The following is a 26,151-nucleotide window of genomic DNA, read 5'->3' as shown; positions in this document are numbered from 1 at the left end:
TTACTTCACCTCGCCCTTCGCGGCGTCGTAGGTCGGGGCATCGGGGGCGTCCTTCGCGGGACCGACACCGATCGGCACACCGGCCTCGGGGTGGTTCAGGTCGAAGGCCGGGGACTCCGAACGGATGCGCGGGATCGACGTGAAGTTGTGGCGCGGCGGCGGGCAGGAGGTCGCCCACTCGAGCGAACGGCCGTAGCCCCACGGGTCGTTCACGGCGACCTTCGGTGCGTTCCGGGCGGTCACGTAGACGTTGAAGATGAACGGCAGGAACGAGATCGCGAGGATCATCGAGCCGATCGTCGACAGCTGGTTCATCCAGGTGAAACCGTCGTTCGGCAGGTAGGTCGCGTAACGACGCGGCATGCCGATGACGCCCAGCCAGTGCTGGATGAGGAACGTGGTGTGGAACCCGATGAACAGGAGCCAGAAGTGGATCTTGCCGAGTCGCTCGTTGAGCATCTTGCCGGTCCACTTCGGCCACCAGAAGTAGAAGCCCGAGAACATCGCGAACACGACGGTGCCGAAGACCACGTAGTGGAAGTGCGCCACGACGAAGTACGAGTCGGACACGTGGAAGTCGAGCGGCGGCGACGCCAGGATCACGCCGGTGAGACCACCGAAGGTGAACGTGATGAGGAAGCCGAGGGCCCAGAGGAGCGGGGTCTCGAACGTGACCGAACCGCGCCACATGGTGCCGACCCAGTTGAAGATCTTCACGCCGGTCGGGACCGCGATCAGCATCGTCATGAGCGAGAACCACGGGAGCAGGACGCCACCGGTGACGTACATGTGGTGCGCCCACACCGTGATCGAGAGGGCCGCGATGGAGATCGTCGCGTAGACCAGGGTCTTGTACCCGAAGATCGGCTTGCGGCTGAACACCGGGAAGACCTCGGAGACGATGCCGAAGAACGGCAGCGCGATGATGTAGACCTCGGGGTGCCCGAAGAACCAGAACAGGTGCTGCCAGAGCAGGGCCCCGCCGTTGGCCGGGTTGAAGATCTGCGCGTCGAACACGCGGTCGAGCCCGAGGCCGAAGAGCGCCGTCGCGAGGACCGGGAACGCCATCAGGACGAGGAGCGCCGTCACGAGGGTGTTCCACGTGAAGATCGACATGCGGAACATGGTCAGACCCGGGGCACGCATCGTGATGATCGTGGTGATGAAGTTCACCGCGCCGAGGATCGTCGAGAAGCCGGTCATGCCGAGCCCGAAGACCCAGAGTGTGCCGCCGAGCCCTGGTGTGAACGTCGTGTCACTCAGTGGCGCGTAGGCGAACCACCCGAACGAGGCTGCGCCCTGCGGGGTGAGGAAGCCGCCGACCGCGATGAGCGAGCCGAACAGGTAGAGCCAGAAGGCGAAGCCGTTGAGTCGCGGGAAGGCGACGTCGGGCGCACCGATCTGCAGCGGCATGATCGCGTTCGCGAAGCCGGAGAACAGCGGCGTCGCGAACATCAGCAGCATGATCGTGCCGTGCATCGTGAACAGCTGGTTGTACTGCTCCTTCGTCGCGACCACGTGCAGGCCGGGTTCGAAGAGCTGGGCACGGATCACGAGCGCCATCACACCTGCGAGCAGGAAGAAGATGAACGACGCGATCAGGTACATGTACCCGATGGTCTTGTGGTCGGTGGAGGTGATCCACCGGACGACGATGTTGCCCTTCCGACCCACCTTCGACGCCTGGAAGTCCGGCGACGAGGTCTGGGTCGGTTGGCCGACGAGTGACGTTGTCATCTGACGAGCCCCTACTTGTTCTCGCTGGACGCCTCGACCGGCGCCTTGTTGTTCGGTTCGTTGGAGTTGGTGTTGTACTCGTCACCGAGCAGACCGACCTTGCCCTGGTCCTTCAGGGTGTCGAGGTAGTCCTGGTACTGCGCCGGGGTGACGACCTTCACCTGGAAGAGCATCAGCGAGTGGTACTCACCGCAGAGCTCAGCGCACTTGCCCTGGTACGTGCCGAGCTTCTCCGGGATGAAGTACTCCCAGTTGGTCTTGCCCGGGAGCATGTCCTTCTTGTAGAGGAAGTCGATGACCCAGAAGGAGTGGTCGACGTCACGCGATGAGAGCTCGATCGCGACCTTCTTGCCCTTCGGCAGGTAGAGGGTCGGCAGCTGCGACTCGTCGATCGCCCCGTTGGCGTTCTCTTCTTCCTGGGCCTGGATGCCCTGGTAGTAGACGCTCTCTTCGGGGTTGTCCTTGTTGATGTAGTTGAAGTCCCACGCCCAGCGCTTGCCGTACACGTGCACGGTGGCGTCGGGGTCGGCGAAGGGCTTCTCGATCGCGGCCTGGTCCTTCGCGGTGAAGGCGAAGAAGCCGAGCACGAGGATCAGCGGCACGATCGTGTAGAAGATCTCGAGCGGCATGTTGTACCGCATCTGCACGGGCAGGCCGGTCTGGCCCTTCCGGCGGCGGTAGACGATCGCTGCCCAGATGACGAGGCCCCAGACGATGAGTCCGACGGCGAGGAGAACGACCCAGCTGGTGGTCCACAGGCCGACGATGCGGCTCGTGTGGTTGGTGACGTTCTTCGTCTCCTCCGTGCCGGGGAGCCATCCGTTCATCTGCTGCTGCGTGCAGCCAGCCAGTGCGATGACCAGACCGACGGCCACCGGGACGGCCGCCCAACGTATACGGCGATTCGAACGCACTGTTACCTCTCGCAAAAGACGTGAGCTTCAGGAGGTCAGCCCGTCGAGTCCGACGGCGAGCCGCACGAAGGCGGCGCATGGCTGGCTCCCAGCTTGATTGGAACACTCCTAGCTTACTCGCAGCTCGGTACCGCTCGCGTGTCGGATCGCTGATGATCAGTGGAAGCTGTCACCACAGGCGCAGCTGCCCTGCGCGTTCGGGTTGTCGATCGTGAAGCCCTGCTTCTGGATCGTGTCCTCGAAGTCGATCGTCGCGCCGTCGAGGTACGGGACGCTCATCTTGTCGACGACGACCTCGACCCCGTCGAACTCGGCCGTGACGTCGCCGTCGAGCAGGCGCTCGTCGAAGTACAGCTGGTAGATCAGGCCCGAGCAGCCGCCGGGCTGGACGGCGAGGCGCAGGCGCAGGTCGTCGCGGCCCTCCTGCTCGAGCAGGCTCGCCACCTTGCCGGCAGCGGCGTCGCTCAGGAGGACGCCGTGCGACTGCGTTTCAGTCGCCGGTGCTCCGGTGATGGTGTCGCTCATCGCGCGTCTCCCTCCGGGCGGTGCTGGTCACCGCGCCTGGCGTCGATTGTAAGCACCCTCAGCTGCGCGTCGCGAGCCTGGCGAGCAGGATCGTCTCCGACGCGATGGCACGGTGCAGGACACCGAGGTGCTGCGACTCGTTCGGGCTGTGGGCACGGGTGTCCGGGTCCTCGACGCCGGTGACCAGGATCTGCGCGTCCGGGAACTCCGCGGCGAGGTCGGACACGAACGGGATCGATCCGCCGATGCCCTGCTCGACCGCCTCGGCACCCCACCCCTCGCGCATGGCCGTGCGGGCCTCCTGGACGGCCCAGCCAGCGGTGTCGACGAGGAACCCGTCGCCGCTGTCCGGCTCGGTGATCTCCATCCGTGCACCGAACGGGACGTGCTCGCGCAGGTGCCGCTCGACGGCCGCGTACGCCTGCCTGGCGTCCTGGCCGGGGGCGACGCGGACCGAGACCCGTGCCGAGACCGTGGGCAGCAGGGTGTTCGAGGCGTTCGCGACGCTCGGCACGTCCATGCCGGTCACCGTGATCGACGGCTGGAACCACATGCGGGACAGCACGGCGCCGGTGCCGATCGGGCGCACACCGGGGACGAGTGCGGCGTCGACGGCGAGTTCGTCCTCGGTGCGCTCCGGCACGTCGGCCTCGTACGAGGTCAGCCCGTCGACGGCGACCGAACCGTCCGCGTCGTGCAGCGAGGCGAGCAGCTGCACCATGGGGATCATCGCGTCCGGGGCCGCTCCCCCGAACATGCCGCTGTGGCTGGCGTGCTCGAGCGTGGTCAGGGTGAGCTTGAAGGTGACGTTGCCGCGCAGTGAGACCGTGATCGACGGCACCTCGGTCGACCAGTTGTCACTGTCCGCCACGACGATGACGTCGGCGGCGAGGTGCTCCTTCTGCTCGCGCAGGAACGTGCGGAACGAGCGCGAGCCGAACTCCTCCTCGCCCTCGACGAACAGCACGATCCCGAGGTCGAGGTCGTCACCGAACTGGGCGTGCACCGCGCGGAGCGACGCGATGTGCGTCATCACGCCCGCCTTGTCGTCCGAGGCCCCGCGGCCGTACAGGCGGTCACCGCGCAGGGTCGGCTCGAACGGCGGCGTCTCCCACAGGGCCTCGTCGCCCTGCGGCTGCACGTCGTGGTGGGCGTAGAGCATCACCGTCGGCTTGCCGTTCCGCGCCGGGCGCACCGCGAGCACCGCGGGCTGGCCCAGTTCGGTCTCGGCGTCGGCCTCGGCGACGTCGGCCGTCGAGCCGGACACCGCGGACCGCACGATCCTGACGTCGTCCGCGCCGAACACCCCGGTCGACCGGGCGAGGTCCGCGACGGCCTCGGCACTCGCGCGCACCTTCGCCGGGTCGAAGGCCGACCAGGACACCGACGGCAGGCGCACCAGCGCGGACAGGTCGGCGATCGTCGTGGGCAGTGCCCCCTGCACGTGTTCGCGCAGGGCGTCGAGGAGCGCGGGGTCGGTCGCGGGGCTGTGCTGTTCGCTGTCGGTCATGCCCGGTAATCTAGAGGAGATCCCGCACGCACACCGCCGTTAGGAACGCACCGTGGCGAAGGCAGCCCCCAAGACCAACACGACCGTCAACCCGACCGAGGCCGAGCTCCTCGAGCAGGGCAAGGGCCGCCCCACGCCGTCCCGCCGCGAGCGAGAGGCAGCGAACCGCCGCCCCCTCGTCGGCAACACGCCGGTCGACAAGAAGGCCGCCCGCGCTCGTCTCAACTCGGAGCGCGAGCGTGCCCGGGTCGGCATGGCCAACGGCGAGGAGCGCTACCTGCCGGCGAAGGACCGCGGTGAGCAGCGACGCTTCGTCCGAGACTGGATCGACGCCCGCTGGAACGTCGGCGAGGTCATGATGCCCGTGCTCGTGCTGTTCCTGATCGTCGGGTTCGCGGCCGCGCAGACCGTGATCGCGTCCTACTCACTCCTGCTGGTGTGGGCGTTCGTGGCGCTGTTCATCATCGACTGCGTCGTGCTGTGGCTGTCGCTCCGCCGCAAGCTCACCACCAAGTTCGGCGAGTTCCAGCGCGGCACGTTCCTCTACATCCTCACGCGGGCGTGGCAGCTGCGCTTCCTGCGGCTGCCGAAGCCCCAGGTCCGGCGTGGGCAGTACCCCACGCTCTAGCCACACGCACATGACGAAGCGCCGCCCGGCATGCCGGGCGGCGCTTCGTCGTTTCCACTCCGTCGTTCCCGCACCCACACGACGGACTGGAGGCCCGTGGCGGTGTCGCCACGGGCCTCCAGTCCGTCAGGTGGTCGCATCTACCGCGCGGCGAGACGCAGCCGCCGGCGGCGCAGCCGGTTGATGCGCGCGGCCCAGGTCGGTCCCTCGTAGAGGAACGCCGTGTAGCCCTGCACGAGCGTGGCTCCCGCGTCGATGCGGTCCTGCACGTCCTGCTCGGTGGTCACACCACCGACGGCGATGACGCAGAAGTCGGAGGGCACCGCGGCGCGGACGCGTCGCAGGACCTCGAGCGAGCGAACGGCGACCGGCGCACCGGAGAGGCCCCCGGCACCCATCGCCTCGACGTCGGACGGATCGGCCGTCAGGCCGTCGCGGGAGATCGTCGTGTTGTTCGCGATCACCCCGGACAGTCCGAGCTCGACCGCGAGGCCCGCGATCGCGTCGATCTGCTCGTCGGTCAGGTCCGGTGCGATCTTGACGAGCACCGGCGTCCGGCCGGCGGCGTCACGCACCGCGGACAGCAGCGGTCGGAGCTGGTCGAGTTCCTGCAGTCCGCGCAGGCCGGGCGTGTTCGGCGAGCTGACGTTGACCGCCAGGTAGTCCGCGAACGTGGCGAGCCGACGGGTGGACTCGAGGTAGTCGTCGATGGCGTCCTCGACGGCGACGACCCGGCTCTTGCCGATGTTCACGCCGATGACCGGTCGGCCGGGGTTGCGGCGGGCGCGCTCGAGGCGTCGGGCGGCCGCTGCGGCGCCGTGGTTGTTGAAGCCCATGCGGTTGATGAGGGCGCGGTCGCCGATCAGCCGGAACAGGCGCGGGCGCTCGTTGCCGGGCTGCGGCTTGGCGGTGATGGTGCCGACCTCGACGTGGCCGAAGCCGAGCAGGCCGAGACCGGCGATGCCGCGGGCGTCCTTGTCGAACCCGGCCGCCAGGCCGAAGCGCGACGGGAAGTGGATGCCCATCGTGGTGACGCCGTCGGCCGCCGCCGGACGGCAGTACCGCTCGACGACGCCGCTCAGGAACGGCACGCGGGGCAGCCCCGCGATGACGGCGAACGCGAGGTGGTGGGCGCGCTCCGGGTCCATGTTCGCGAACACGGAGCGGAACACGACGCGGTACCCGCCGCGCACGATCCGTTCGGCGATGCCGCTCACGCGCGCGTGCCGGACGGTGCGGACGACCCGGCGGCCGCGTCGGATGCCCCGTGGTGGTCGCGGCGGAGCTGGCCGATGGCGTCCTCGAAGTCCTCGAGCGAGTCGAACGCCTGGTAGACGCTCGCGAACCGCAGGTAGGCGACCTCGTCGAGCTCCCGCAGGGGCGCGAGGATCGCGAGGCCGATGTCGTTCGCGTCGATCTGGCTGGATCCGGAGGACCGTACGGTCTCCTCGACGCGCTGGGCGAGCACGGCCAGGTCGCCGTCGGTGACCGGGCGTCCCTGGCACGCCTTGCGCACGCCGGAGACGATCTTGTCGCGGCTGAACGGCTCGGTGACACCGTTGCGCTTCACCACGTTGAGCGATGCGGTCTCGGTGGTCGAGAACCGTCGACCGCAGTTGGGGCACTGACGACGGCGGCGGATGGAGGTTCCGTCGTCGCTCGTCCGTGAGTCGACGACGCGGGAGTCCGGGTGGCGGCAGAAGGGGCAGAACATGTCGTTCCCCAGGCTATCGGTTCGTGCGCTCCGTCACGGCGGCCCCGTGCGCGGGGAGCTGCTCCTCGGTGGACAGCGCGACGATGTGCGGCGCGACCTCGGCCAGGGCCTCGGGCGTGTACCGGACGATCTGCTGGGGCCGCAGGAACGTCGACGCGGACAACCCGGACCCGAACCGGGCCTGGCCGCCGGTCGGCAGCACGTGGTTCGACCCGGCCAGGTAGTCCCCCAGACTCACCGGCGTGCTCGGCCCGACGAACACCGCACCGGCGGCGTCGATGTCGGCCAGCACCGCGTCGTCGTCGACCGTCTGGATCTCGAGGTGCTCCGGCCCGTACGCGTTGCTCACGGTCGCCGCGTCGGTCAGCGAGTCCACCAGGACGATCGCGGACTGCGGTCCGTCCAGGGCGGCCTGGAGGCGCGCAGCCGTCCCGAGCACCGCGGTGCGTTCCGGGATCGCGGCCTCCACCGCGTCGGCGAACGCCGCGGACGTCGTCACCAGCACGCTGCCGGCCTGCTCGTCGTGCTCGGCCTGGCTGATGAGGTCGGCGGCCACGAACCCGGCGTCGGCGGTGTCGTCCGCGATCACGAGGATCTCGGTCGCCCCGGCCTCGGAGTCGATGCCCACCACCCCGCGCACCAGACGCTTGGCGGCGGCGACGTAGTTGTTGCCAGGCCCCGTGACCAGGTCGACCGGCTCGAGGTCGATGTCGGCGACGCCGTACGCCAGCGCACCGACGGCTCCGGCGCCACCCATCGCGTAGACCTCGTCGATGCCGAGCAGCCCCGCCGCGGCGAGGATCGTCGGGTGCACCGCGCCGCCGTGGTCGCGCTGCGGCGGTGACACGAGGGCGATCGAGGGCACGCCTGCGACCTGGGCCGCGACGACGTTCATCACGACGCTGGACGGGTAGACGGCCTTGCCACCGGGCACGTAGAGCCCCACACGGCGCATCGGCTGCCAGCGCTGGTGGACCTCGGCGCCGCCGGCCAGGGTCGTCACGGCCGGGGCGGGGATCTGCGCGGCACTCGCGGCCCGGACGCGGCGGATGGCCTCGTCGAGTGCTGCTCGGACCTCGGGGGTGAGCCCGGCCACGGCGGCGGTGATCTCGGCAGCGGACACCCGTACGTTCGCAGGAGCTCCGCCGTCGAAGCGCTCGGCCTGGTCGTGCAGGGCCGCGGCCCCACGGTGTCGGACGTCCTCGATCAACTCGCGCGCGGCATCGACGGCGTGCGACACGTCACCCGCGGCACGGGGCATGAGTCGGAGGAGTTCGGCACGGGCGGGGAGGCCGCCGCGGAGGTCGATTCGCTGCATCATGAGGCCTCCAGCGTACCGGCGGCGTGCTGCACGACGGCGTCGACCACGGGCCGGTGGCGGGCGGTCTGGTCGGCGTCCCACGCGTCGAGCAGGTGCAGCGTGGCGATCCGGAAGGCCAGCGCACGGACGAGCAGCTGCGGCCACTCGGGGACGCCGGTGCCGAGCACGCCGAGCCGACCGACGGCGACCCCGTGCCAGCACACGGCGTCGACCGCGGCGATCGCGGCGCCGAGGCCCGGCGGGCGCCAGTAGGGTGCCCAGTCGAACACCGTCGGCGGCTCCCCCGGCGTGAAGAGCACGTTGCCGAGCAGGTCGCCGTGGACGAGCTGCGACGGGGACGTCACCGGCCGGAACGTCGCGGCCAGGCGATCCAGCGTCGGGTCATCGGGCAGGGCTGTTCCGCCCCAGGCCATGCGGTCCGCCCGGCTCCAGGGCTCTCCGCGGTGGTCGAGGAAGTCGGGGCGTGGCAGATGGGCGATCGCGCGGTGGAACGCTGCACCCGCGGCGATCACGTCGTCCACGCGAGTCGGGTCGGTCCGACCGTCGACCCACCGCCAGGCCTCCCAACCGTCGTCGCCGGTGCTGACGCCGGTGCCGGCGTCGGCGCGGGCGTCCACGACCCAGTCCCCGGACGTGGCGGCGACGGGGCGCGGCGTCCGGAACCCGGCCGTGTGGACCAGCCGCGCCAGTGTGGCGGACCGCCACCGGGCCTCCAGGCGGTCACCGGACGGGCGGAGGACGACGTCCCCGGCGCGCCACGTGAGTCCGCGCCCGCCGCCCAGGCGCTCGAGCGGCCGGTCGTGCACGCCGAACGCCCGGAGGACGTGCGGTGCCGGCTGGCCGTCGGTCACGCGGTCCGCAGGATCTTCACCATCGGCCGGCCCGTGGCGACCTCGTCGACGAGCTTGTCGAGGTACCGGATCTGCCGCATGAGCGGGTCGTCGAGCTCCTCGATCCGCACCCCGCAGATCACCCCGGTGATGAGCGGGGCGTTCGGGTTGAGGTGCGCGCTGGCGAAGAAGTCCTCGAACGTGGTCCGGTCGGCCAGGTGCTGCGCGAGCGCCAGGTCGTCGAAGCCGGTCAGCCACTCGATGACGGTGTCGAGTTCCGCCTTCGTGTGGCCCTTCCGCTCCACCTTCGCCAGGTAGTGCCCGTAGACGTCCGCGACGGGCGTCCCGAAGATCCGGTGACCGGCCATGGTCGACGCTCCTACACCAGGCAGCGGGGTCCGAGCAGGCTCTTCAGCTCGCCGAACAGGTCGGGGGTCAGGTTCACCGGGAACGGCAACTCGAAGGTGCGCGCGACGTCGTCCTTGAGCAGCTTCAGCCGGACCTCGGTGTCACCCTGGTGGCGGCCGAGCACGGCGGCGAGCTCCGTCACCGTGGTCGTCGTGGCCTGTCGTTCCGGCAGGGACAGGGTGAGCGGGCCGGACCCCATCGCGTCGCCGACGTTCGGCTGGAACATGCTCACCGCGTGCAGGGCCTTGCCGTCGTCGCGCACGTTGACGCGGCCACGAAGCACGACGATCGAGTCGGGCACCAGCGACGGGCCGAACTCCTGGTACGTCTTGCCCAGGAACATCACGCCGATCTGGCCGCCGAAGTCCTCGATGTCGACGATGCCGTACGGGTTGCCGCTCGTCTTCGCCACCCGGTGCTGCACGCTCGTCAGCAGGCCGGCGACGGTCACCGTCTCGCCCTCGATCGAGTCGTCGGCGGTCAGCAGGTCGGCGATGGTGATCGACTGGTGCTTCGCGAGCTCGATCTCGAGCCCGGCGAGCGGGTGGTCGGACACGTAGAGCCCGAGCATGTCCCGCTCGAACGCGAGCTTGTCGCGCTTGGACCACTCCGGGCGGTCCGGCACCTGCGACACCGCGGCGCTCGGGGCGTCCTCGGCTGCCTCGGCGAAGAGCGAGTCGAAGTCGAACCCGACGTTGCCGTGGGCCTCGTCGCGCTTGACCTTGACCGCACCTTCGACCGCGCCCTCGTGGATCTCCACCAGGGCGCGTCGGGTGTCGCCGAACTCGTCGAAGGCACCGGCCTTGATGAGCGACTCCACCGTGCGCTTGTTCGCCGACGAGATCGGGATCTTGCGCAGGAAGTCGTGGAACGACTCGAAGGCGCCCTTCTCGGTCCGGGCCTTGACGATGTCGTCGACGACGTTGAACCCGACGTTGCGGATGGCACCCATGCCGAATCGGATGTCGTCGCCGACTGCGGCGAAGAAGCCGATCGACTCGTTGACGTCCGGCGGCATCACCTTGATGCCCATCCGGCGGCACTCGTTCAGGTACAGGGCGAGCTTGTCGCGGGCGTCGCCGACCGAGGTCAGCAGGGCGGCCATGTACTCGGCCGGGTAGTGCGCCTTGAGGTAGGCGGTCCAGAAGGACACCACACCGTAGGCGGCGGAGTGCGCCTTGTTGAACGCGTAGTCGGAGAAGGGCAGCAGGATGTCCCACAGCGTCTTGATCGCCGCGTCGGAGTACCCGTTGTCCTTCATGCCCTGCTGGAAGCCCGCGTACTGCTTGTCGAGCTCGGACTTCTTCTTCTTGCCCATCGCGCGGCGGAGGATGTCCGCCTGGCCGAGGGAGAACCCGGCGACCTTCTGCGCGATGGCCATCACTTGCTCTTGGTAGATGATCAGGCCGTAGGTCGTGCCGATGATGTCCTTGAGGGGCTCTTCGAGCTCCGGGTGGATCGGCGTGATCGGCTGCTCGCCGTTCTTGCGGAGCGCGTAGTTCGTGTGCGAGTTCGCTCCCATGGGCCCCGGGCGGTACAGGGCGATGAGCGCGGAGATGTCCTCGAAGTTGTCAGGCTTCATCAGGCGCAGCAGGCCGCGCATCGGCCCGCCGTCGAGCTGGAACACGCCGAGGGTGTCGCCGCGCTGCAGGAGCGCGTACGCCTCGGGGTCTTCCAGACCCATGTTCTCGAGGTCGAGCTCGATCCCACGGTTCGTCTTGATGTTGTCGAGGGCGTCACTGATGATCGTGAGGTTGCGGAGCCCCAGGAAGTCCATCTTGATCAGGCCGAGCGACTCCGCTGCCGGGTAGTCGAACTGCGTGACGATCTGGCCGTCCTGCTCCCGCTTCATGATCGGGATGATGTCGATGAGCGGGTCGCTCGACATGATGACGCCGGCCGCGTGCACGCCCCACTGGCGCTTCAGCCCCTCGAGCCCGAGTGCGGTGTCGAAGACGGTCTTCGCCTCGGGGTCGGTCTCGACCACGGTGCGGACGTCGACGGCTTCCTTGTAGCGCGGGTGGTCCTTGTCGAAGATCCCGGTGAGCGGGATGTCCTTGCCCATCACGGGCGGCGGCATCGCCTTCGTGAGCTTCTCGCCCATGCCGAACGGGAACCCGAGGACGCGCGAGGAGTCCTTGAGTGCCTGCTTCGCCTTGATCGTGCCGTACGTGACGATCTGCGCGACGCGCTCCGACCCGTACTTCTCGGTGACGTACTTGATCGCCTCACCGCGGCGCCGGTCGTCGAAGTCGACGTCGAAGTCGGGCATCGAGACGCGGTCCGGGTTGAGGAACCGCTCGAAGATCAGGCCGTGCCGGATCGGGTCGAGGTCGGTGATGCGCATCGCGTACGCGACCATCGAGCCGGCACCGGAGCCACGCCCCGGACCGACGCGGATGCCGTTGTTCTTGGACCAGTTGATGAAGTCCGCGACCACCAGGAAGTAGCCGGGGAACCCCATCTGGTTGATGATGCCGACCTCGTAGTCGGCGCGGTCCTGGACCTCTTTCGAGATGCCGTCCGGGTACCGGTAGTCCAGCCCCTTCGCGACCTCTTTCTCGAACCAGGAGTGCTCGGTCTCGCCCTCGGGCACCGGGAACTTCGGCATGTAGTTGGCCGAGGTGTCGAACTCGACGTTGCAGCGTTCCGCGATGAGCAGCGTGTTGTCGCAGGCCTCGAGGTTGTCGCGGAAGACATGCCGCATCTGCGCCGGGGTCTTCAGGTAGAACTCGTCGGCGTCGAACTTGAAGCGGTTCGGGTCGTTCAGGGTCGAGCCGGACTGCACGCAGAGCAGTGCCGCGTGCGACTTGGCGTCGTGGGCGTGCGTGTAGTGCAGGTCGTTCGTGCCGACCAGCGGGATGTCGAGATCCTTCGCCAGGCGGATCAGGTCGCTCATGATCCGGCGTTCGATCTCGAGGCCGTGGTCCATGACCTCGGCGAAGTAGTTCTCCTTGCCGAAGATGTCGCGGTAGTCGGCGGCCGCCTGCACTGCTTCGTCGTACTGGCCGAGACGCAGGCGCGTCTGGATCTCCCCCGAGGGGCAGCCCGTCGTGGCGATGATGCCCTCGTGGTACTCCTGCAGGAGCTCGATGTCCATGCGGGGCTTGAAGTAGTAGCCCTCGAGCGACGCCTTGGACGACAGACGGAACAGGTTGTGCATGCCCGTCGTGTTCTCGGCGAACATCGTCATGTGCGTGTACGAGCCGGCACCGGACACGTCGTCGCCACCGCCGTCACCCCAGCGCACACGGGTCTTGTCCGAGCGGTGCGTGCGCGGCGTGATGTACGCCTCGGTCCCGATGATCGGCTTGACGCCGCCGGCCTTCGCGGCCTTCCAGAACTCGAAGGCGCCGAACATGTTGCCGTGGTCGGTCACCGCCACGGCGGGCATCCCCTGCGCGGCGGTCTCCGCCACGAGGTCGGAGAGCCTGGCGGCACCGTCGAGCATCGAGTACTCGCTGTGCACGTGCAGGTGGACGAAGGAGTCGGAATCCGACACGGAACCTCCGGTTCGTACGGTGTGCTGCGGGGTGGGAACAGCCTAACCGCGGCCGCCCACATTCCCGCGCGCGTCGGGGCGGACGCCAGGCGCGTGGCGGGGCCGCACCGCGCCTCCAGGCCGGCACCGGGTCGCGACACGCTCGGGGCGCGTCGCGGAGGGGGCAGGACACGCCGCAGACGAGCCGCAGCGGGTGCGGAAAGTGTCGCCTGGCGGCCTCGCAGCCGACAGTTCGCGACCCCTCGGCACAAGCGGCCGGGCGCGGCAGCCTGGAGGCGCGGGGCGGGCCCCACCGCGCCTCCAGACCGGCACCGGGTCGCGACACGCGCGGGGCGCGCCGCCGAGGGGGCGGGACACCCCGCAGGCCGACCGCCGCGGGTGCGGGTGCGGGAAGTGTCGCTTGGCGGCCTCGCAGCCGACAGTTCGCGACCCCTCGGCACAAGCAGCCGGGCGCGGCAGCCTGGAGGCGCGTGGCGGGGGCCGCACCGCGCCTCCAGACCGGCACCGGGTCGCGACACGCGCGGTGCGCGCCGCCGAGGGGCAGGACACCCCGCAGGCCGACCGCCGCGGGTGCGGGAAGTGTCGCCTGGCGGCCTCGCAGCCGACAGTTCGCGACCCCTCGGCGCAAGCCGCTGGGCGCGTCGGACTGGAGGCGCGGGGCGGGGCCGCACCGCGCCTCCAGACCGGCCCCGGGTCGCGACACGCTCGGGGCGCGCCGCCGAGGGGGCAGGACACCCCGCAGACCGACCGCCGCGGGTGCGGAAAGCGTCGCCTGGCGGCCTCGCAGCCAACAGTTGGTGACCTCTCGGCGCATGCGGGGCGCGTCGGCCTGGAGGCACGGGCGGGGCCGCACCGCGCCTCCGGACCGGCAGCGGGTCGGGACACGCGCGGGGCGCGCCACCGAGCGGGCAGGACACGCCGCACGCGCGCCGCCGCGGGTACAGAACCCGTCGCCTGGCGGCCTCGCAGCCGACAGTTCGTGACCCCTCGGCACAAGCGGCCGGGCGCGTCAGCGCGACGCGCTCCGGATCTGCTCCATCGCGGCCTGCAGGTCGTCCGGGTACTGCGCCTCGAACGACACCCACTCGCCCGTGCGGGGGTGGTCGAAGCCCAGCCGGACGGCGTCGAGCCACTGGCGCGTGAGCCCGAGCTCGGCCGCCAATACCGGGTCGGCGCCGTACATCGTGTCCCCGACGAGCGGGTGGCGTGTCGCCGCCATGTGCACCCGGATCTGGTGGGTGCGCCCGGTCTCCAGGTGCACCTCGAGCAGGGTGGCGGCGCGGAAGGCCTCGAGCGTCTCGTAGTGGGTGACGCTCGGCTTGCCCTCCGACGTCACCGCGAACTTCCAGTCGCTCGACGGGTGCCGGCCGATCGGCGCGTCGATCGTGCCAGAGGTCGGGTCCGGGTGGCCCTGCGCGAGTGCGTGGTAGACCTTCTCGACCGTGCGCTCCTTGAACGCCCGCTTGAGGTGTGTGTACGCACGCTCGGTCTTCGCGACCACCATCAGTCCCGAGGTCCCGACGTCGAGGCGGTGCACGATCCCGGCGCGTTCAGCGGCGCCGGACGTCGCGATCGTGAAGCCGGCGGCAGCGAGGCCCCCGGGCACGGTCGGCCCGTCCCACCCCGGCGAGGGGTGCGCAGCGACGCCGACGGGCTTGTCCACGACGACGATGTCCTCGTCGTCGTGCACGATCGTCATGCCCGGCACGGCCGCCGGAACGATGCGCGGCGGCTCCTTCGGGGTCCACTCGACCTCGAGCCAGGAGTCGGCCTGGAGCCGGTCCGACTTGTCGACGGGCACCCCGTCGACGCGGACGCCCCCGGCGGCGACGACGTCGGCCGCGAACGACCGGCTGAAGCCGAGGAGCTTCGCGATGGCGGCGTCGACGCGCTCACCGGCGAGCCCGTCGGGCACGGGAAGAGAACGCGATTCGGTCACGTGGCGTCGTGGCCCAGCGTGTCGCGACGGTCGCGGTCCTCCGGCCTGGAGGCGCGGGTCGGCTCGTCGACAACCGCGTCAGCCGACGAGAACGCGGCCCCACCGTCGAGCGGCTGCGCCGCGTCGAGCGGCTCCGCCGCGTCGAGCTGCGCCTGGCGCTTGGCCGAGAGCGTGCGGGTGCCGTCGAGGTTCACCCCGAGGATCACCAGCAGCACGAAGACCACCATGCTGATGCAGATGAAGGAGTCGGCGACGTTGTAGATCGCCGGCATCATCCACGGCGTCGAGATGAAGTCCACGACGTGGCCACGACCGAAGCCGGGCTCACGGAAGAGCCGGTCGAGCAGGTTGCCCAGCGCGCCACCGAGCAGCATGCCGAGCACGATGGCCCACCACATCGACCGGATGCGACGCGAGTACACGATGATCGCGACGACGACCGCGGCCGAGATGACCGAGAACACCCAGGTCATGTTCACCGCGAACGAGAACGCCGCCCCGGGGTTCCGGACGTACAGGAACTGCAACGCCCCGCCGAGGACCGGGACGGGGGTGCCGTACGGCAGGTTCGCGACGACCAGCGTCTTGGCGACCTGGTCGAACGCCACCACCACGACAGCGGCGAAGGCCAGTGCCGCGATCGCGCGGACACTGACCTTCGCTCGTGATGCTGGTCGCGACAACGTCAGTTGCCGAAGCCCTGCGCCGAAGCCGGCGCCGGGGTGAGACCGGACTGCTCGCCCGAGTCGAGCTCGGAGAGCTGCCCCTGGATGTAGCTCTTGAGCTGCGCACGGTAGTCGCGCTCGAAGGTCCGGAGCTCGTCGATCTTGCCCTCGAGCTGGCGCTGCTCCTGCTCGAGCACCGCGACACGCTGACGGTTCGTGTTCTCGGTGTCGGCGATGATCTGGCGCTGCTTCGCCTCGGCCTCGGAGACCAGGCGAGCGGCCTGGGCCGTGCCCTCGGCGATGAGCGCGTCGCGCTTCTCGATGCCCTCGCGGACGTGCTCCTCGTGGAGACGACGCGCCAGGGTCAGGAGGTTCGTGGTGCCCTCGGTGTCCTCGTCGGCGGGGACCGTGGTGGTCGGTGCCGCCGCGGCGACCGGAGCGGGCTCCGGTGCTGCCTCGACCGGGGCCGGGGTGGGCTCCGGCTCGGCTGCGGGAGCAGGCTGCTCGGCCTGCGCCGGCTGCGGGGCCGACTCGGCCGCCTGCAGGCGCTGGCGGAGCTCGTCGTTCTCCGCGGTCAGGCGACGGAGCTCGACCACGACCTCGTCGAGGAAGTCGTCGACCTCGTCCTGGTCGTAGCCCTCGCGGAACTTCGTCGGCTGGAACCGCTTGTTGACTACGTCTTCCGGCGTCAAAGCCATTGCCGTCACCTCAATAGAACTGCTGAACGTGTGGAACCGCGTGCGGTGAGACCGAATGTACCAGTCTCACCGTGCGGTGCGGATGCGCCACCGGAGCGGGCATCGATCCCGACCACCGTACACCGACGATGGGGCGGAACCGTGCCGCGCGCCTGGCGTGGCGCGTGTCGCGGACGGGAGTCCGCTCAGATACCGCGTGCCAGAGCGGCGACCACGAACCGGGCGATGATGACGACGAGCATCACGATCGTCCAGCCGAAGTCGAGCGCGACCGGCCCCAGGCGGAGCGGCGGGAGCACCCGTCGCACCGCTCGGATGGGCGGATCCGTGATCGTGTAGACGAACTCGGACACCACGAGCATGCCCCCGCGCGGACGCCAGGAACGGTTGAAGCTCTGCACGAGGTCGAGCGCGAAACGCCCCCACATCACGAAGAAGTACAGGAGCAACGCGAGGGAGATGATCCCTAGGATCACGGACACGATGGGGCTCGCTCGTCTCGGGCGAGCGTCGTCAGACGACGCTCAGGGGCGGGTGTGCCGGGTACGGCTCAGGACTGGGCGAAGAAGTTCGCCTCGATGTCGGACTCTACCTCAGCAGGCTCACCGCTCACTGCGACGTGCGCCGGCGACAGGAGGAAGACCTTGTTCGTGACGCGCTCGATCTTGCCGAACAGACCGAGCGACAGCCCCGAGGCGAAGTCGATCATGCGTCGGGCGTCACCCTCGGTCATCTGCGAGAGGTTGATGATGACGGGGATGCCGTCGCGGAAGCTCTCGGCGATGGACTGGGCGTCCTTGTACTCGCGCGGGTGGACGGTGAGGATCTCGTTCATTTCCTGGACCGGGGTCGCCTTCTGTGCGGTCGTGTGCGAGCGGCGGAGCGGAGTGACCTGGGCGCCGCGCTGGTGGGTGTGCGTCTTGGTGGGAGCCGGTGCCGCTGCGGGAGCGGCCGCGGGGGCTGCTGCCGCGGCGGGGGTCTCCTGCTGTTCGGCGGGCGCCGGAGCAGCCGCTGCGGCCTGGCGGGCGGGGGCTGCCTGCTGGCGCGCGGGCTCGGGCTGCTGCTCGTCCTCGTAGTCGAGTTCCTCATCGGCGAGGCCGAGGTAGACCATCGTCTTCTTCAGCGGGTTGGCCATGGTTCCTCCGGGGTTCGTGCTCGTGGTGCCCTGCAACGAGGCTAGGGTGCGGGCGGCCGGTTTCCCGTGATTGCGGTGCCGATCCGCAGGTGTGTCGCGCCCTCGAGGATCGCCTCGGCGTAGTCCCCGCTCATCCCGGCCGAGATGTCGGTCGCAGCGGGCTCGAGCGCCACGACCCGTTCGGAGATCGAGCGGAGTCGGGCGAAGGCGGCTCGGGGCTCCTCGTCCAGGGGCGCGACCGCCATGACACCCCGCAGCCGGATCGTCCCGGTGGCCAGCACACGCGACACCATGGCGTCGACGTCGTCCGGCTGCACCCCGCCACGTCCGGGGTCGTCGGTGAGGTTCACCTGCACGAACCCGTCGATGACCCGGGGTTCCGGGTCGGCCTCGGTCGGGGCGAACGCGTCGACGACGGAGCCACGGTCGAGCGACTGCACGACGTCGGCGTACCGCCGGGCCTGCCGGGCCTTCTTCGACTGCAGCTGCCCGACGAAGTGCCAGGTGAGGCCGAGGTCCGCCAGTTCCGCGGCCTTCGCCTGCGCCTCCTGGTGGCGGTTCTCCCCCACGTCGGTCACGCCGAGCGCGGCGAGCTCACGGACGAGCGACGCGGGGTGGTACTTCGTCACGACGACGAGCGTCAGCTCGTCCGGTGACCGCCCTGCGGCGCGCGCCGCGTCGGCGATGCCGCCCCTGACGGACGCAACGCGCGCCTCCAGTCCGTCATCGTGAGACGAGGCCTGGAGGCGCGTGTCGGCTACCAAGGGTGGGTTACTTCAGGAAGTCGGGGACGTCGAGCTCGTCGTCGTCGTCGAACGCCGGGTCGGCGGCGCGCTGCACCGGCGGCTGGTGCTCCTGCGAGGCCCAGGACGGGCTCGACGTGGTGGAGTCCTCGATCGCGCCGGTCGAGGCGGCGACGGGCGCCGCGGCGCTCGACTCCGGGTCGACGTAGCTCGAGCGACGTTCCTTCTGCTGCTGCGCCGGCTCGCCGCCGTCGAAGCCCGCGGCGATGACGGTCACACGGACCTCGTCGCCCAGGGTGTCGTCGATGACCGCGCCGAAGATGATGTTCGCCTCGGGGTGCACGGCTTCCTGCACCAGACGCGCGGCGTCGTTGATCTCGAAGATGCCGAGGTTCGACCCACCCTGGATCGACAGCAGCACGCCGTGCGCACCGTCGATCGAGGCCTCGAGCAGCGGCGACGCGACGGCGAGTTCGGCCGCCTTGATCGCACGGTCGGCGCCGCGGGACGACCCGATGCCCATGAGCGCGGAACCCGCACCCTGCATGACGCTCTTGACGTCGGCGAAGTCGAGGTTGATCAGGCCCGGGGTGGTGATGAGGTCGGTGATGCCCTGCACACCGGCGAGGAGCACCTGGTCGGCCGTGGCGAAGGCCTCGACCATGGAGATGCCGCGGTCGCTGATCTCGAGCAGGCGGTCGTTCGGGACGACGATGAGCGTGTCGACCTCGTCCTTGAGGCCCGCGACGCCGTTCTCGGCCTGGGACTGGCGGCGCTTGCCCTCGAAGCTGAAGGGCTTCGTGACGACACCGATGGTCAGCGCGCCGATGGACTTCGCGATGCGTGCGACGACCGGTGCGCCGCCGGTGCCGGTGCCGCCGCCCTCGCCCGCGGTGACGAACACCATGTCGGCGCCGGCCAGGGCCTCTTCGATCTCCTCGGCGTGGTCCTCGGCGGCGCGACGGCCGACCTCCGGGTCGGCGCCGGCACCGAGGCCGCGGGTGATCTCGCGGCCGACGTCGAGCTTGACGTCGGCGTCGCTGAGCAGCAGGGCCTGGGCGTCGGTGTTGATCGCGATGAACTCGACGCCACGGAGACCGAGCTCGATCATGCGGTTGACGGCGTTGACGCCGCCGCCGCCGACACCGACGACCTTGATGACGGCGAGGTAGTTGTGGTTCGTGGTCACGTCAGTCAGGCCTCCGGTCGAACCCTCAACCTCTACTTGAAGTTCAGGGGCAATGCTGGTAGATGTGGTGCTGCCTTCGACGCTACGGGTGCGTTCGGCGCACTGTCGCCCCGCCACGCCGCGTGTCGCCGATCAGGTCCGGCAATTCAGTCCTTGGCGCGGATCACGCCGTTGTCCGGTGCCGAGACGTCGTACTCGACGACGACGCCGGGGTTCCGCGCCGCGTGGTCCTTGACCAGCGCGGCGAGCAGTTCGGCCTTCGCCTCCGAGTCGTCCGGGCTCCCCCACACGACGGTCGAGCCGTCCTTGAGGGTCAGGGTGACGTCGTCGGCCGTCGACCCGGCGACACGTGTCACCTGGGACCGCACGGTCGACGGCAGCGCCAGCACGACCTCGGTCATGGTGCGGAAGCTCGCCGAACCGAGGCGCGCCCGGCCGATGTCGGCGAGCGGCATCGTGGCGGGACGCTTCGGCGACGACTGCACGACGATGCCCGCGGGGTCGACGAGGTCGAACGTGCTGCCGGACTGCACCGCGACCACCGGCGTGCGCTCGGTCACCGTGACGACGAGCGTGTGCGGCGGAGCCTCCTCGGTCACGTAGCTCTCGATGAGCGGGAAGCCGGCGACGTCCCGCTTGATCGCGTCGAAGTCGAGCCGGGCCAGGGGCGTGCCGATCTGGTCGGACAGCGCCTGGCGCAGCGCGGACTCGTCGACGCGGTTGGTGCCCTTGATCTCGATCGTGCGGAGCGCCATCAACGGTGAGAACACCGCGACGAGGATCGAGACCCCGAGCACGAGGACGACGCTCGCCGCCGTGATCCACGCGGCGCGACGGTGCCGGCTGCGCCGTGTGAACCGGCGGACCTCGGCACGCTCGAGCAACCGGCGTCGACGCTTCGCGATGCGTGCCTCACGCGCGGTCTCGGCAGCGCGCACCCGCGCCCCGATGGGCGCCTCGGCGTGCTGGTCGGTCCGGGAGGCACCGGTCGCGTCGAGCACGTCGGTCACGGTCGCGTCGTGGTCGGCTCCACCGCTCGTGGCGGCTCGGCGTTCCGCGTCGCGGTGGTCGGCCTCCGGGTCCCGGTGGTCCTCGTTCGGCGTGTACTCGCGCAGGCGGTCAGCCACGGTGGAGAGTCCGGCGCCGAACCGGCGTCCGGCCGCACCGGCGAAGGCGCCGACGCGGTCCCGCTGGGGACCGGAGGCGTCGGCGTCGGGCTGGTCCGCGAGGGTGGGGTCGACCGTTCCGTCGACCGGGGCTTCCGAGGCGGACGTGGGACGGGCCTCCCGGGCGTCGGCGACGCGTCCGCGGAACGGCAGCCGCGGCTTCGAGGGACCACGACGCTGCCGGGGCGCTTCCGCGGCCTCGGCCGGGGCGTCCCTGCGGGCATCCCCTTCGTCGAACCCCTCGGGGCGCTTCACCGGGACGACGCTCCGTCGGCCCCCAGGGCCCCGAGCACCTGCGGGATGATCCGGTACACGTCGCCGCAGCTGAGCGTCATGATGATGTCGCCGTCACGGGCGACCGCGGCCGCGCGTGCCGCGGCCTCGTCCCAGTCGGGCAGGAACTCGACGCGCGACTGGTCGGCGAAGCGCTCCTGCACCAGGGCGCCGGTCACGCCGGGCTCCGGGTCCTCGCGGGCGCCGTAGACGTCGAGCACGACCGTGTGGTCGGCGAGTTCCTCGTACACCTCGGCGAAGTCGCCGGCCATCAGACGGGTGCGTGAGTACAGGTGCGGCTGGTGGATCGCGATGATGCGGCCGTCGCCGACGACGTTGCGGGCGGCCTTGAGCGCCGCGGCGACCTCGGTCGGGTGGTGGGCGTAGTCGTCGTAGACCGAGACCCCCCGCTCGACACCGTGCAGCTCGAAGCGGCGCTGGGTGCCGCCGAACGCCTCGAGCCCGCGGATCGCGTCGGCCGGGGCGACGCCGAGACCGGTGAGGACCGCGAAGGCGCCGACGGCGTTGATCGCGTTGTGCCGGCCGGGCACGCGGAGGGTCAGGTGGTACGCCTCACCATCGGCACGGAAGTCGACCTCGACGCCGGCCGACTCGGTGATGCCCTCGATGCGGACGTCCGCGTCGACCGCCTCGCCGAACGTGACGATCTCGGGCGCGTCCGGGCGCTGGCGGATGCCGGCCGTGACCGTCTTCGCACCGGCGTCGTCGCTCGAGATCACGACGCGCTCGCTCGCCTTCGCGGCGAACTCGACGAAGGCCTCGGTGAAGGCCTCCTCGCTGCCGTAGTGGTCCAGGTGGTCGGCGTCGACGTTGGTGACCAGGGCCACGGCGACGTCGTAGAGCAGGAACGAGCCGTCGGACTCGTCGGCCTCGACCACGAACAGGTCGCTCGACCCCGGGGCCGAACTCGTGCCGAGGGACTGGATGACGCCGCCGTTGACGAAGCTCGGGTCGAGGCCGAGCTCGACCATCGCGGTGACGATCATGCCGGTCGAGGTGGTCTTGCCGTGCGCACCGGCGACCGCGACGAGGCGGTGCTCGGCGATCAGGGCGGCGAGGGCCTGCGAGCGGTGGAGCACCGGCAGACCGCGGCGCTGCGCCTCGAGGAGCTCGGGGTTGTCGGGCCAGAGGGCGCTCGTGACGACGATGGTGTCGGCCCGGCCGACGTTTGCCGCGTCGTGACCGATCTGCACGGTCGCGCCGAGGTCGCGCATCGTGCCGGTCGTCTCCGTCTCGCGGGAGTCGCTGCCCGTCACGCGGTGCCCGGCGGCGAGGAACATCCGGGCGATCCCGCTCATGCCCGCGCCGCCGATGCCGACGAAGTGCACCGTGCCCAGGTCGTCCGGGATCGGCTGGGTCAGGTCCGGCTTGATGGTCATCGTTCCTCCGTGGTGCTGGGGGCCTGCTTCGCGGCGTCGAGGACCAGGTCGGTCATCCGGTCGGCGCCGTCGCGGTGGCCGACGCTGCCCGCCCGCACGGTCATGTCCGCGATGCGGGAGCGGTCCTGCAGGATGCTCAGCAGCTGGAACGTCACCCAGTCCTGGTCGAATTCCCCGTCGGCCACCAGGACGGCTCCCCCGGCGTCGACGACGTCCTTCGCGTTGTGGCGCTGCTCACCGTTGCCCACCGGGTAGGGCACGAGCACGCTCGGCAGCCCGACGGCGGTCAGCTCGCACACCATGCCGGCACCGGAGCGTGACACGACGAAGTCACTCGCCGCGTAGGCCAGGTCCATCCGGTCGCAGTAGGGCAGCACGTGGTAGCCGTCCAGGTCGCTGGGGCCGATGTCCGACGCGGCACCCACGACGTGCAGGACCTGCCAGCCGGCACCCACGATGGCGGCGGCGGACTCGTTGATCGTCCGGTTGATGCTCCGCGCACCCGAGGAGCCGCCGGTCACGAGCAGCACGGGTCGGTCCGGGTCGAGCCCGAACTCGGTGAGCCCCTCGGCCCGGACAGCGCGGCGGTCGAGTGACTCGATCTCGCGACGGAGCGGCATGCCGACGACGCGGCCGTGGCGCAGGCGCGTGTTCGAGAAGGTCAGGCCGACGTGCTCGGTCAGGAAGGCGGCGAGGCGGTTCGCCAGCCCGGGCTTGGCGTTCTGCTCGTGCACGACGATCGGGGTGCCGGTGCGGCGCGCGGCGATGTACGCCGGAGCGGCCGCGTAGCCACCAACGCCGAGGACCACCTCGATCTCGTGGTCGCGGATGATCTGCTCGGTCCGCTTGACCGCCGCCGCGAAGCGCTGCGGGAAGCGCAGGGCCGCGCCGTTGAGCTTCCGGGGGAACGGCAGGCGCGGGATCGTCAGCAGCTCGTAGCCGCGCATCGGGACGAGGCGGGACTCCAGCCCCTCGGCGGTGCCCAGCACGAGCACCTCGGCGCCCGGCTCCCGCTCGGTCAACCGGTCGGCGACCGCGAGCAGGGGGTTGACGTGGCCGGCGGTGCCGCCGCCGGCGAAGAGGTACTTGCTCACCGCAGTGATCCGTTCGTGGAGGTCCGGCCGAGTGGGGCGTTCGTCAGGCCGGGGTCGTTCTTGCCGGGCAGGTCACGCGCGAAGGAGAGCACGACGCCGATCGCCACCAGGGTCATGATGAGGGCAGAACCACCGGCCGAGATGAGCGGCAGGGGCACACCGAGCACGGGCAGCAGGCCGAGCACGACGGCGATGTTGATGAGCGCCTGGCCGATGATCCACGCGAGGATGCCACCGGTGACCGTCTTCACGAAGGGGTCGCGGGACTGCCGGATGATCTTGATCATGCCGACGGCGAGCACCACGAACAGGCTGAGCACCACGACGGCGCCGATCAGGCCGAGCTCCTCGCCGATGATCGCGAAGATGTAGTCGTTGTCCGCCTCAGGCAGCCACGACCACTTCGCCTTCGAGTTGCCGAGGCCGACGCCGAACACGCCGCCGGACGCGAGCGCCCACATGCCGTGCACGGGCTGCCAGCAGATGTCCTGGTACTGGCTGGTGTCGGTGCACCCGGACAGCCAGGCGCTGATGCGGGTCGAGCGCGAGGCCGAGGCCATCGTCACGAAGGGCAGCATCACGGCGAACGCACCGAGGCCGACGAGCAGGTGCCGAGCGCGGACGCCGCCGATGTACAGCGCGCCGAACACCAGGATGAGCATGACCATCGCGGTGCCCTGGTCACCACCGAGGACGACGAGCCCGAGCGAGAGCATCGAGGCGATCCCGATCGGGATGAACACCTCTTTCCAGTCGTCGAGCTTGTCCCGCTTGACGTAGATGATGGCGCCGATGCCGAGCACCAGCCCGAGCTTCACGACCTCGGACGGCTGCGCGGTGAACGACCCGAGTTCGATCCAGTTCCGGTTGCCCTGGATGTCGATGCCGAGCGGGGTGAACACGAGCAGCTGCAGCACGAGCGCAGCACCGAGCAGCCGCATCGCCCACTTCCGCCAGATCCGGGTCGGGACCCGGCTGGCGATGAGCATGAGCGGCACACCGAGCACGGCGTACAGGCCCTGGCGGGACGCCGCCCCGAAGAAGTCGTGGGTCGCCGCGTACTCCTCGACGCTCGACGAGGACAGCACCATCACGACGCCGAAGACGACGAGGAACAGCGTGACGCCGAGGATCGTGTAGAAGGTGCTGGACTCCGCGACGAAGACGTTCTTGACGGCGACGATCGCGCCGTTCGTCCGTCGTGGGGTCGACGCGGTCCGGCCGTTACGGCTGTTCGGAAGATCCGTCGGTGTCGTCGCCATCGACTTCTCCTCCCAGGTGCTCGTTGACCGCGGCCGCGAAACGCTGCCCCCGGTCGGCGTAGGAGCCGAACTGGTCGAACGACGCCGCCGCCGGGGCGAGGAGGACGGTGTCGCCCGGCCTCGCGACCGATGCGGCATGCCGGACCGCCTCGCGCATGACCTGATCAGTGTCCGTCGTCTCCACCTGGAGCACCGGGACCGTGGACGCGTGTCGCGCGAATGCCTCGAGGACGGGTGTCCGGTCGGTGCCGATCACCACGACGGCGCGGACGCCGGGGCCGAAGCGCTCGACCAGACCGTCGACGTCGACGCCCTTGAACAGGCCGCCGACGATCCACACGACGGTGTCGAACGACGCGAGCGACGCGGTGGCGGCATGCGGGTTCGTGGCCTTGGAGTCGTCGACCCACGTGATGCCGTCCGCCCGGGCCACGAGCTCGGTGCGGTGGTGGTCGGCGCGGAACGCCCGGACGGCCGACCGGATGGCGCTCGGCTGGACGGTGCCGGCACGGGCCAGCGCGGCGGCGGCCAGGACGTTCATGGTCATGTGCGGGCTGGCGAGCCCGGCGGCCTCGAGGTCGGCGAGCGTCGACAGCTCGAGCGCGCTGTTGCGGCGGTCGTCGTTGAACGCCCGGTCGCACAGGACGTCCTCGACGATGCCGACGTCACCGGGAGCGGGGACGCCGGGGGTGAAGCCGACCGCACGGCAGCCCTCCACCACGTCGGCCTCCTGCACCATCCGCCGAGTGGCCTCGTCCGAGGTGTTGTAGACGCACGCCATCACGGTGCGCTCGTAGACCTTGGCCTTCGCCGCGCGGTACGCCTCGGCCGAGCCGTGCCACTCCAGGTGGTCGTCGGCGATGTTCAGGCAGGCGCTCGCGAGCGGCACCACGGCACCGTCGCCGGACGTCGCCGCGTAGTGCAGCTGGTGGCTCGAGAGCTCGACGACGAGCACGTCGTAGCCGACCGGGTCGCGGACGACGTCGAGCACCGGCACGCCGATGTTCCCGCACGCGACGGCACGCAGGCCGCCGGCCTCGTACATCGCGGTCGTGAGCTGTGTCGTCGTGGTCTTGCCGTTCGTGCCCGTGATCGTGATCCAGGGGGCCGCGACCGGGCCGCGGACGACCTTGTCGCGCACGCGCCAGGCGAGCTCGATGTCGCCCCAGACGGTGCTGTTCGTCGCCGACCACCGCACGGTGGCGTTGTGCGGGGGCAGCCCCGGCGACACGATGACGACGTCGGGTGCCTGCTGGACGAGTGCGTCCGGGACGGTGTCGAGCGGCGTCTGCAGGAACCGGGCACCGATCACGTCGAGCAGCTCGACGCTGTCGGCGGGGGCGTCGGTCGAGTAGACCGTCACCTCGCTGCCGAGCTCCACGAGCGTGTCGGCGACCGAGAAGCCGGTGGCACCGAGGCCGAGGACGGCGACGTTGAGCCCCTTCCACCCCTCGGAGTACCAGCTGTCGAGGGAGTTCAGGCGGGACGGCGAGGACAC

The 26,151-nt window shown here is 70.3% G+C and carries 23 protein-coding genes; 1 reads left to right on the top strand and 22 read right to left on the bottom strand.

The features are described from left to right. The 4 genes from ctaD to DEJ30_RS07890 form a co-directional block, all read right to left on the bottom strand. Entirely contained in the window at positions 1-1,737 is a 1,737-nt protein-coding gene (gene ctaD / locus DEJ30_RS07905) for a cytochrome c oxidase subunit I (RefSeq protein WP_250893043.1), read from the bottom strand. An 11-nt stretch (positions 1,738-1,748) separates the two neighbouring features. Continuing rightward, positions 1,749-2,651: a cytochrome c oxidase subunit II gene (gene coxB, locus DEJ30_RS07900; protein ID WP_110860185.1), complete on the bottom strand. Its 903-nt coding sequence runs from the start codon at positions 2,649-2,651 to the stop codon at positions 1,749-1,751. A 156-nt stretch (positions 2,652-2,807) separates the two neighbouring features. Further along, the gene (locus tag DEJ30_RS07895; RefSeq protein ID WP_110860183.1) at positions 2,808-3,176 is read right to left on the bottom strand and encodes an iron-sulfur cluster assembly accessory protein; all 369 of its coding nucleotides are present in this window, start codon (positions 3,174-3,176) and stop codon (positions 2,808-2,810) included. 58 nt (positions 3,177-3,234) lie between these two features. Then, entirely contained in the window at positions 3,235-4,686 is a 1,452-nt protein-coding gene (locus tag DEJ30_RS07890) for a dipeptidase (RefSeq protein ID WP_110860181.1), read from the bottom strand. A 52-nt stretch (positions 4,687-4,738) separates the two neighbouring features. Between DEJ30_RS07890 and DEJ30_RS07885 the strand changes: the two genes are divergently transcribed. Continuing rightward, positions 4,739-5,314: a DUF3043 domain-containing protein gene (locus DEJ30_RS07885; RefSeq protein WP_110860179.1), complete on the top strand. Its 576-nt coding sequence runs from the start codon at positions 4,739-4,741 to the stop codon at positions 5,312-5,314. 140 nt (positions 5,315-5,454) lie between these two features. On the opposite strand, the gene DEJ30_RS07880 is transcribed toward DEJ30_RS07885, so the two are convergent. The 18 genes from DEJ30_RS07880 to murD all read right to left on the bottom strand — a co-directional run bounded on the left by DEJ30_RS07880 (position 5,455) and on the right by murD (position 26,151). Then, positions 5,455-6,531: a quinone-dependent dihydroorotate dehydrogenase gene (locus tag DEJ30_RS07880; protein WP_110860177.1), complete on the bottom strand. Its 1,077-nt coding sequence runs from the start codon at positions 6,529-6,531 to the stop codon at positions 5,455-5,457. After that, on the bottom strand, positions 6,528-7,028 hold the full coding sequence (nrdR, locus tag DEJ30_RS07875; protein WP_110860175.1) for a transcriptional regulator NrdR: 501 nt from the start codon (positions 7,026-7,028) through the stop codon (positions 6,528-6,530). The genes DEJ30_RS07880 and nrdR overlap by 4 nt, the downstream gene beginning before the upstream one ends. 13 nt (positions 7,029-7,041) lie before the next feature. Next, positions 7,042-8,349 (bottom strand): histidinol dehydrogenase, encoded by a 1,308-nt coding sequence (gene hisD / locus DEJ30_RS07870; RefSeq protein ID WP_110860173.1) that lies wholly within the window; start codon positions 8,347-8,349, stop codon positions 7,042-7,044. Beyond that, positions 8,346-9,200 (bottom strand): hypothetical protein, encoded by an 855-nt coding sequence (locus DEJ30_RS07865; RefSeq protein ID WP_110860170.1) that lies wholly within the window; start codon positions 9,198-9,200, stop codon positions 8,346-8,348. The genes hisD and DEJ30_RS07865 overlap by 4 nt, the downstream gene beginning before the upstream one ends. After that, a complete protein-coding gene (locus tag DEJ30_RS07860; protein ID WP_110860168.1) occupies positions 9,197-9,547 on the bottom strand; it encodes a DUF2200 domain-containing protein in 351 nt (116 codons plus the stop codon). The genes DEJ30_RS07865 and DEJ30_RS07860 overlap by 4 nt, the downstream gene beginning before the upstream one ends. 11 nt (positions 9,548-9,558) lie before the next feature. Next, positions 9,559-13,038, bottom strand: coding sequence for a DNA polymerase III subunit alpha (gene dnaE / locus DEJ30_RS07855; RefSeq protein WP_375231872.1), 3,480 nt, complete (start codon positions 13,036-13,038; stop codon positions 9,559-9,561). Between the two features lie 1,060 nt (positions 13,039-14,098). Further along, entirely contained in the window at positions 14,099-15,028 is a 930-nt protein-coding gene (locus DEJ30_RS07850; protein WP_110860164.1) for an RluA family pseudouridine synthase, read from the bottom strand. Beyond that, on the bottom strand, positions 15,025-15,711 hold the full coding sequence (gene lspA, locus DEJ30_RS07845; protein ID WP_258369873.1) for a signal peptidase II: 687 nt from the start codon (positions 15,709-15,711) through the stop codon (positions 15,025-15,027). The genes DEJ30_RS07850 and lspA overlap by 4 nt, the downstream gene beginning before the upstream one ends. A 2-nt stretch (positions 15,712-15,713) precedes the next feature. Further along, the gene (locus DEJ30_RS07840; protein ID WP_181420046.1) at positions 15,714-16,391 is read right to left on the bottom strand and encodes a DivIVA domain-containing protein; all 678 of its coding nucleotides are present in this window, start codon (positions 16,389-16,391) and stop codon (positions 15,714-15,716) included. Between the two features lie 185 nt (positions 16,392-16,576). Next, positions 16,577-16,873, bottom strand: a complete 297-nt coding sequence (locus DEJ30_RS07835; RefSeq protein WP_017886631.1) for a YggT family protein — start codon at positions 16,871-16,873, stop codon at positions 16,577-16,579. A 68-nt stretch (positions 16,874-16,941) separates the two neighbouring features. Then, positions 16,942-17,526: a cell division protein SepF gene (locus DEJ30_RS07830; protein ID WP_110860160.1), complete on the bottom strand. Its 585-nt coding sequence runs from the start codon at positions 17,524-17,526 to the stop codon at positions 16,942-16,944. A 41-nt stretch (positions 17,527-17,567) separates the two neighbouring features. Next, entirely contained in the window at positions 17,568-18,290 is a 723-nt protein-coding gene (locus tag DEJ30_RS07825; protein WP_110860158.1) for a YggS family pyridoxal phosphate-dependent enzyme, read from the bottom strand. A gap of 7 nt (positions 18,291-18,297) precedes the next feature. Next, positions 18,298-19,458 (bottom strand): cell division protein FtsZ, encoded by a 1,161-nt coding sequence (gene ftsZ / locus DEJ30_RS07820; RefSeq protein ID WP_027465251.1) that lies wholly within the window; start codon positions 19,456-19,458, stop codon positions 18,298-18,300. Positions 19,459-19,604: 146 nt separating this feature from the next. Next, on the bottom strand, positions 19,605-20,879 hold the full coding sequence (locus tag DEJ30_RS07815) for an FtsQ-type POTRA domain-containing protein (RefSeq protein ID WP_110860155.1): 1,275 nt from the start codon (positions 20,877-20,879) through the stop codon (positions 19,605-19,607). After that, on the bottom strand, positions 20,876-22,297 hold the full coding sequence (gene murC, locus DEJ30_RS07810; RefSeq protein WP_110860153.1) for a UDP-N-acetylmuramate--L-alanine ligase: 1,422 nt from the start codon (positions 22,295-22,297) through the stop codon (positions 20,876-20,878). The genes DEJ30_RS07815 and murC overlap by 4 nt, the downstream gene beginning before the upstream one ends. Further along, complete coding sequence (murG, locus tag DEJ30_RS07805) at positions 22,294-23,391, bottom strand: undecaprenyldiphospho-muramoylpentapeptide beta-N-acetylglucosaminyltransferase (RefSeq protein WP_110860151.1); 1,098 nt, start codon at positions 23,389-23,391, stop codon at positions 22,294-22,296. Before murG ends, murC begins: the two co-directional genes overlap by 4 nt. After that, complete coding sequence (gene ftsW, locus DEJ30_RS07800; RefSeq protein ID WP_027465248.1) at positions 23,388-24,653, bottom strand: putative lipid II flippase FtsW; 1,266 nt, start codon at positions 24,651-24,653, stop codon at positions 23,388-23,390. Before ftsW ends, murG begins: the two co-directional genes overlap by 4 nt. Continuing rightward, positions 24,616-26,151, bottom strand: a complete 1,536-nt coding sequence (gene murD, locus DEJ30_RS07795) for a UDP-N-acetylmuramoyl-L-alanine--D-glutamate ligase (RefSeq protein ID WP_110860149.1) — start codon at positions 26,149-26,151, stop codon at positions 24,616-24,618. The genes ftsW and murD overlap by 38 nt, the downstream gene beginning before the upstream one ends.

Origin of the sequence: Curtobacterium sp. MCPF17_003 (genome assembly GCF_003224385.1) — a bacterium.
GTDB classification, from domain to species: Bacteria; Actinomycetota; Actinomycetes; order Actinomycetales; family Microbacteriaceae; genus Curtobacterium; species Curtobacterium flaccumfaciens.
Note: the sequence above shows the minus strand (reverse complement) of the source record. Positions and strands in the feature narration are given on the sequence as shown.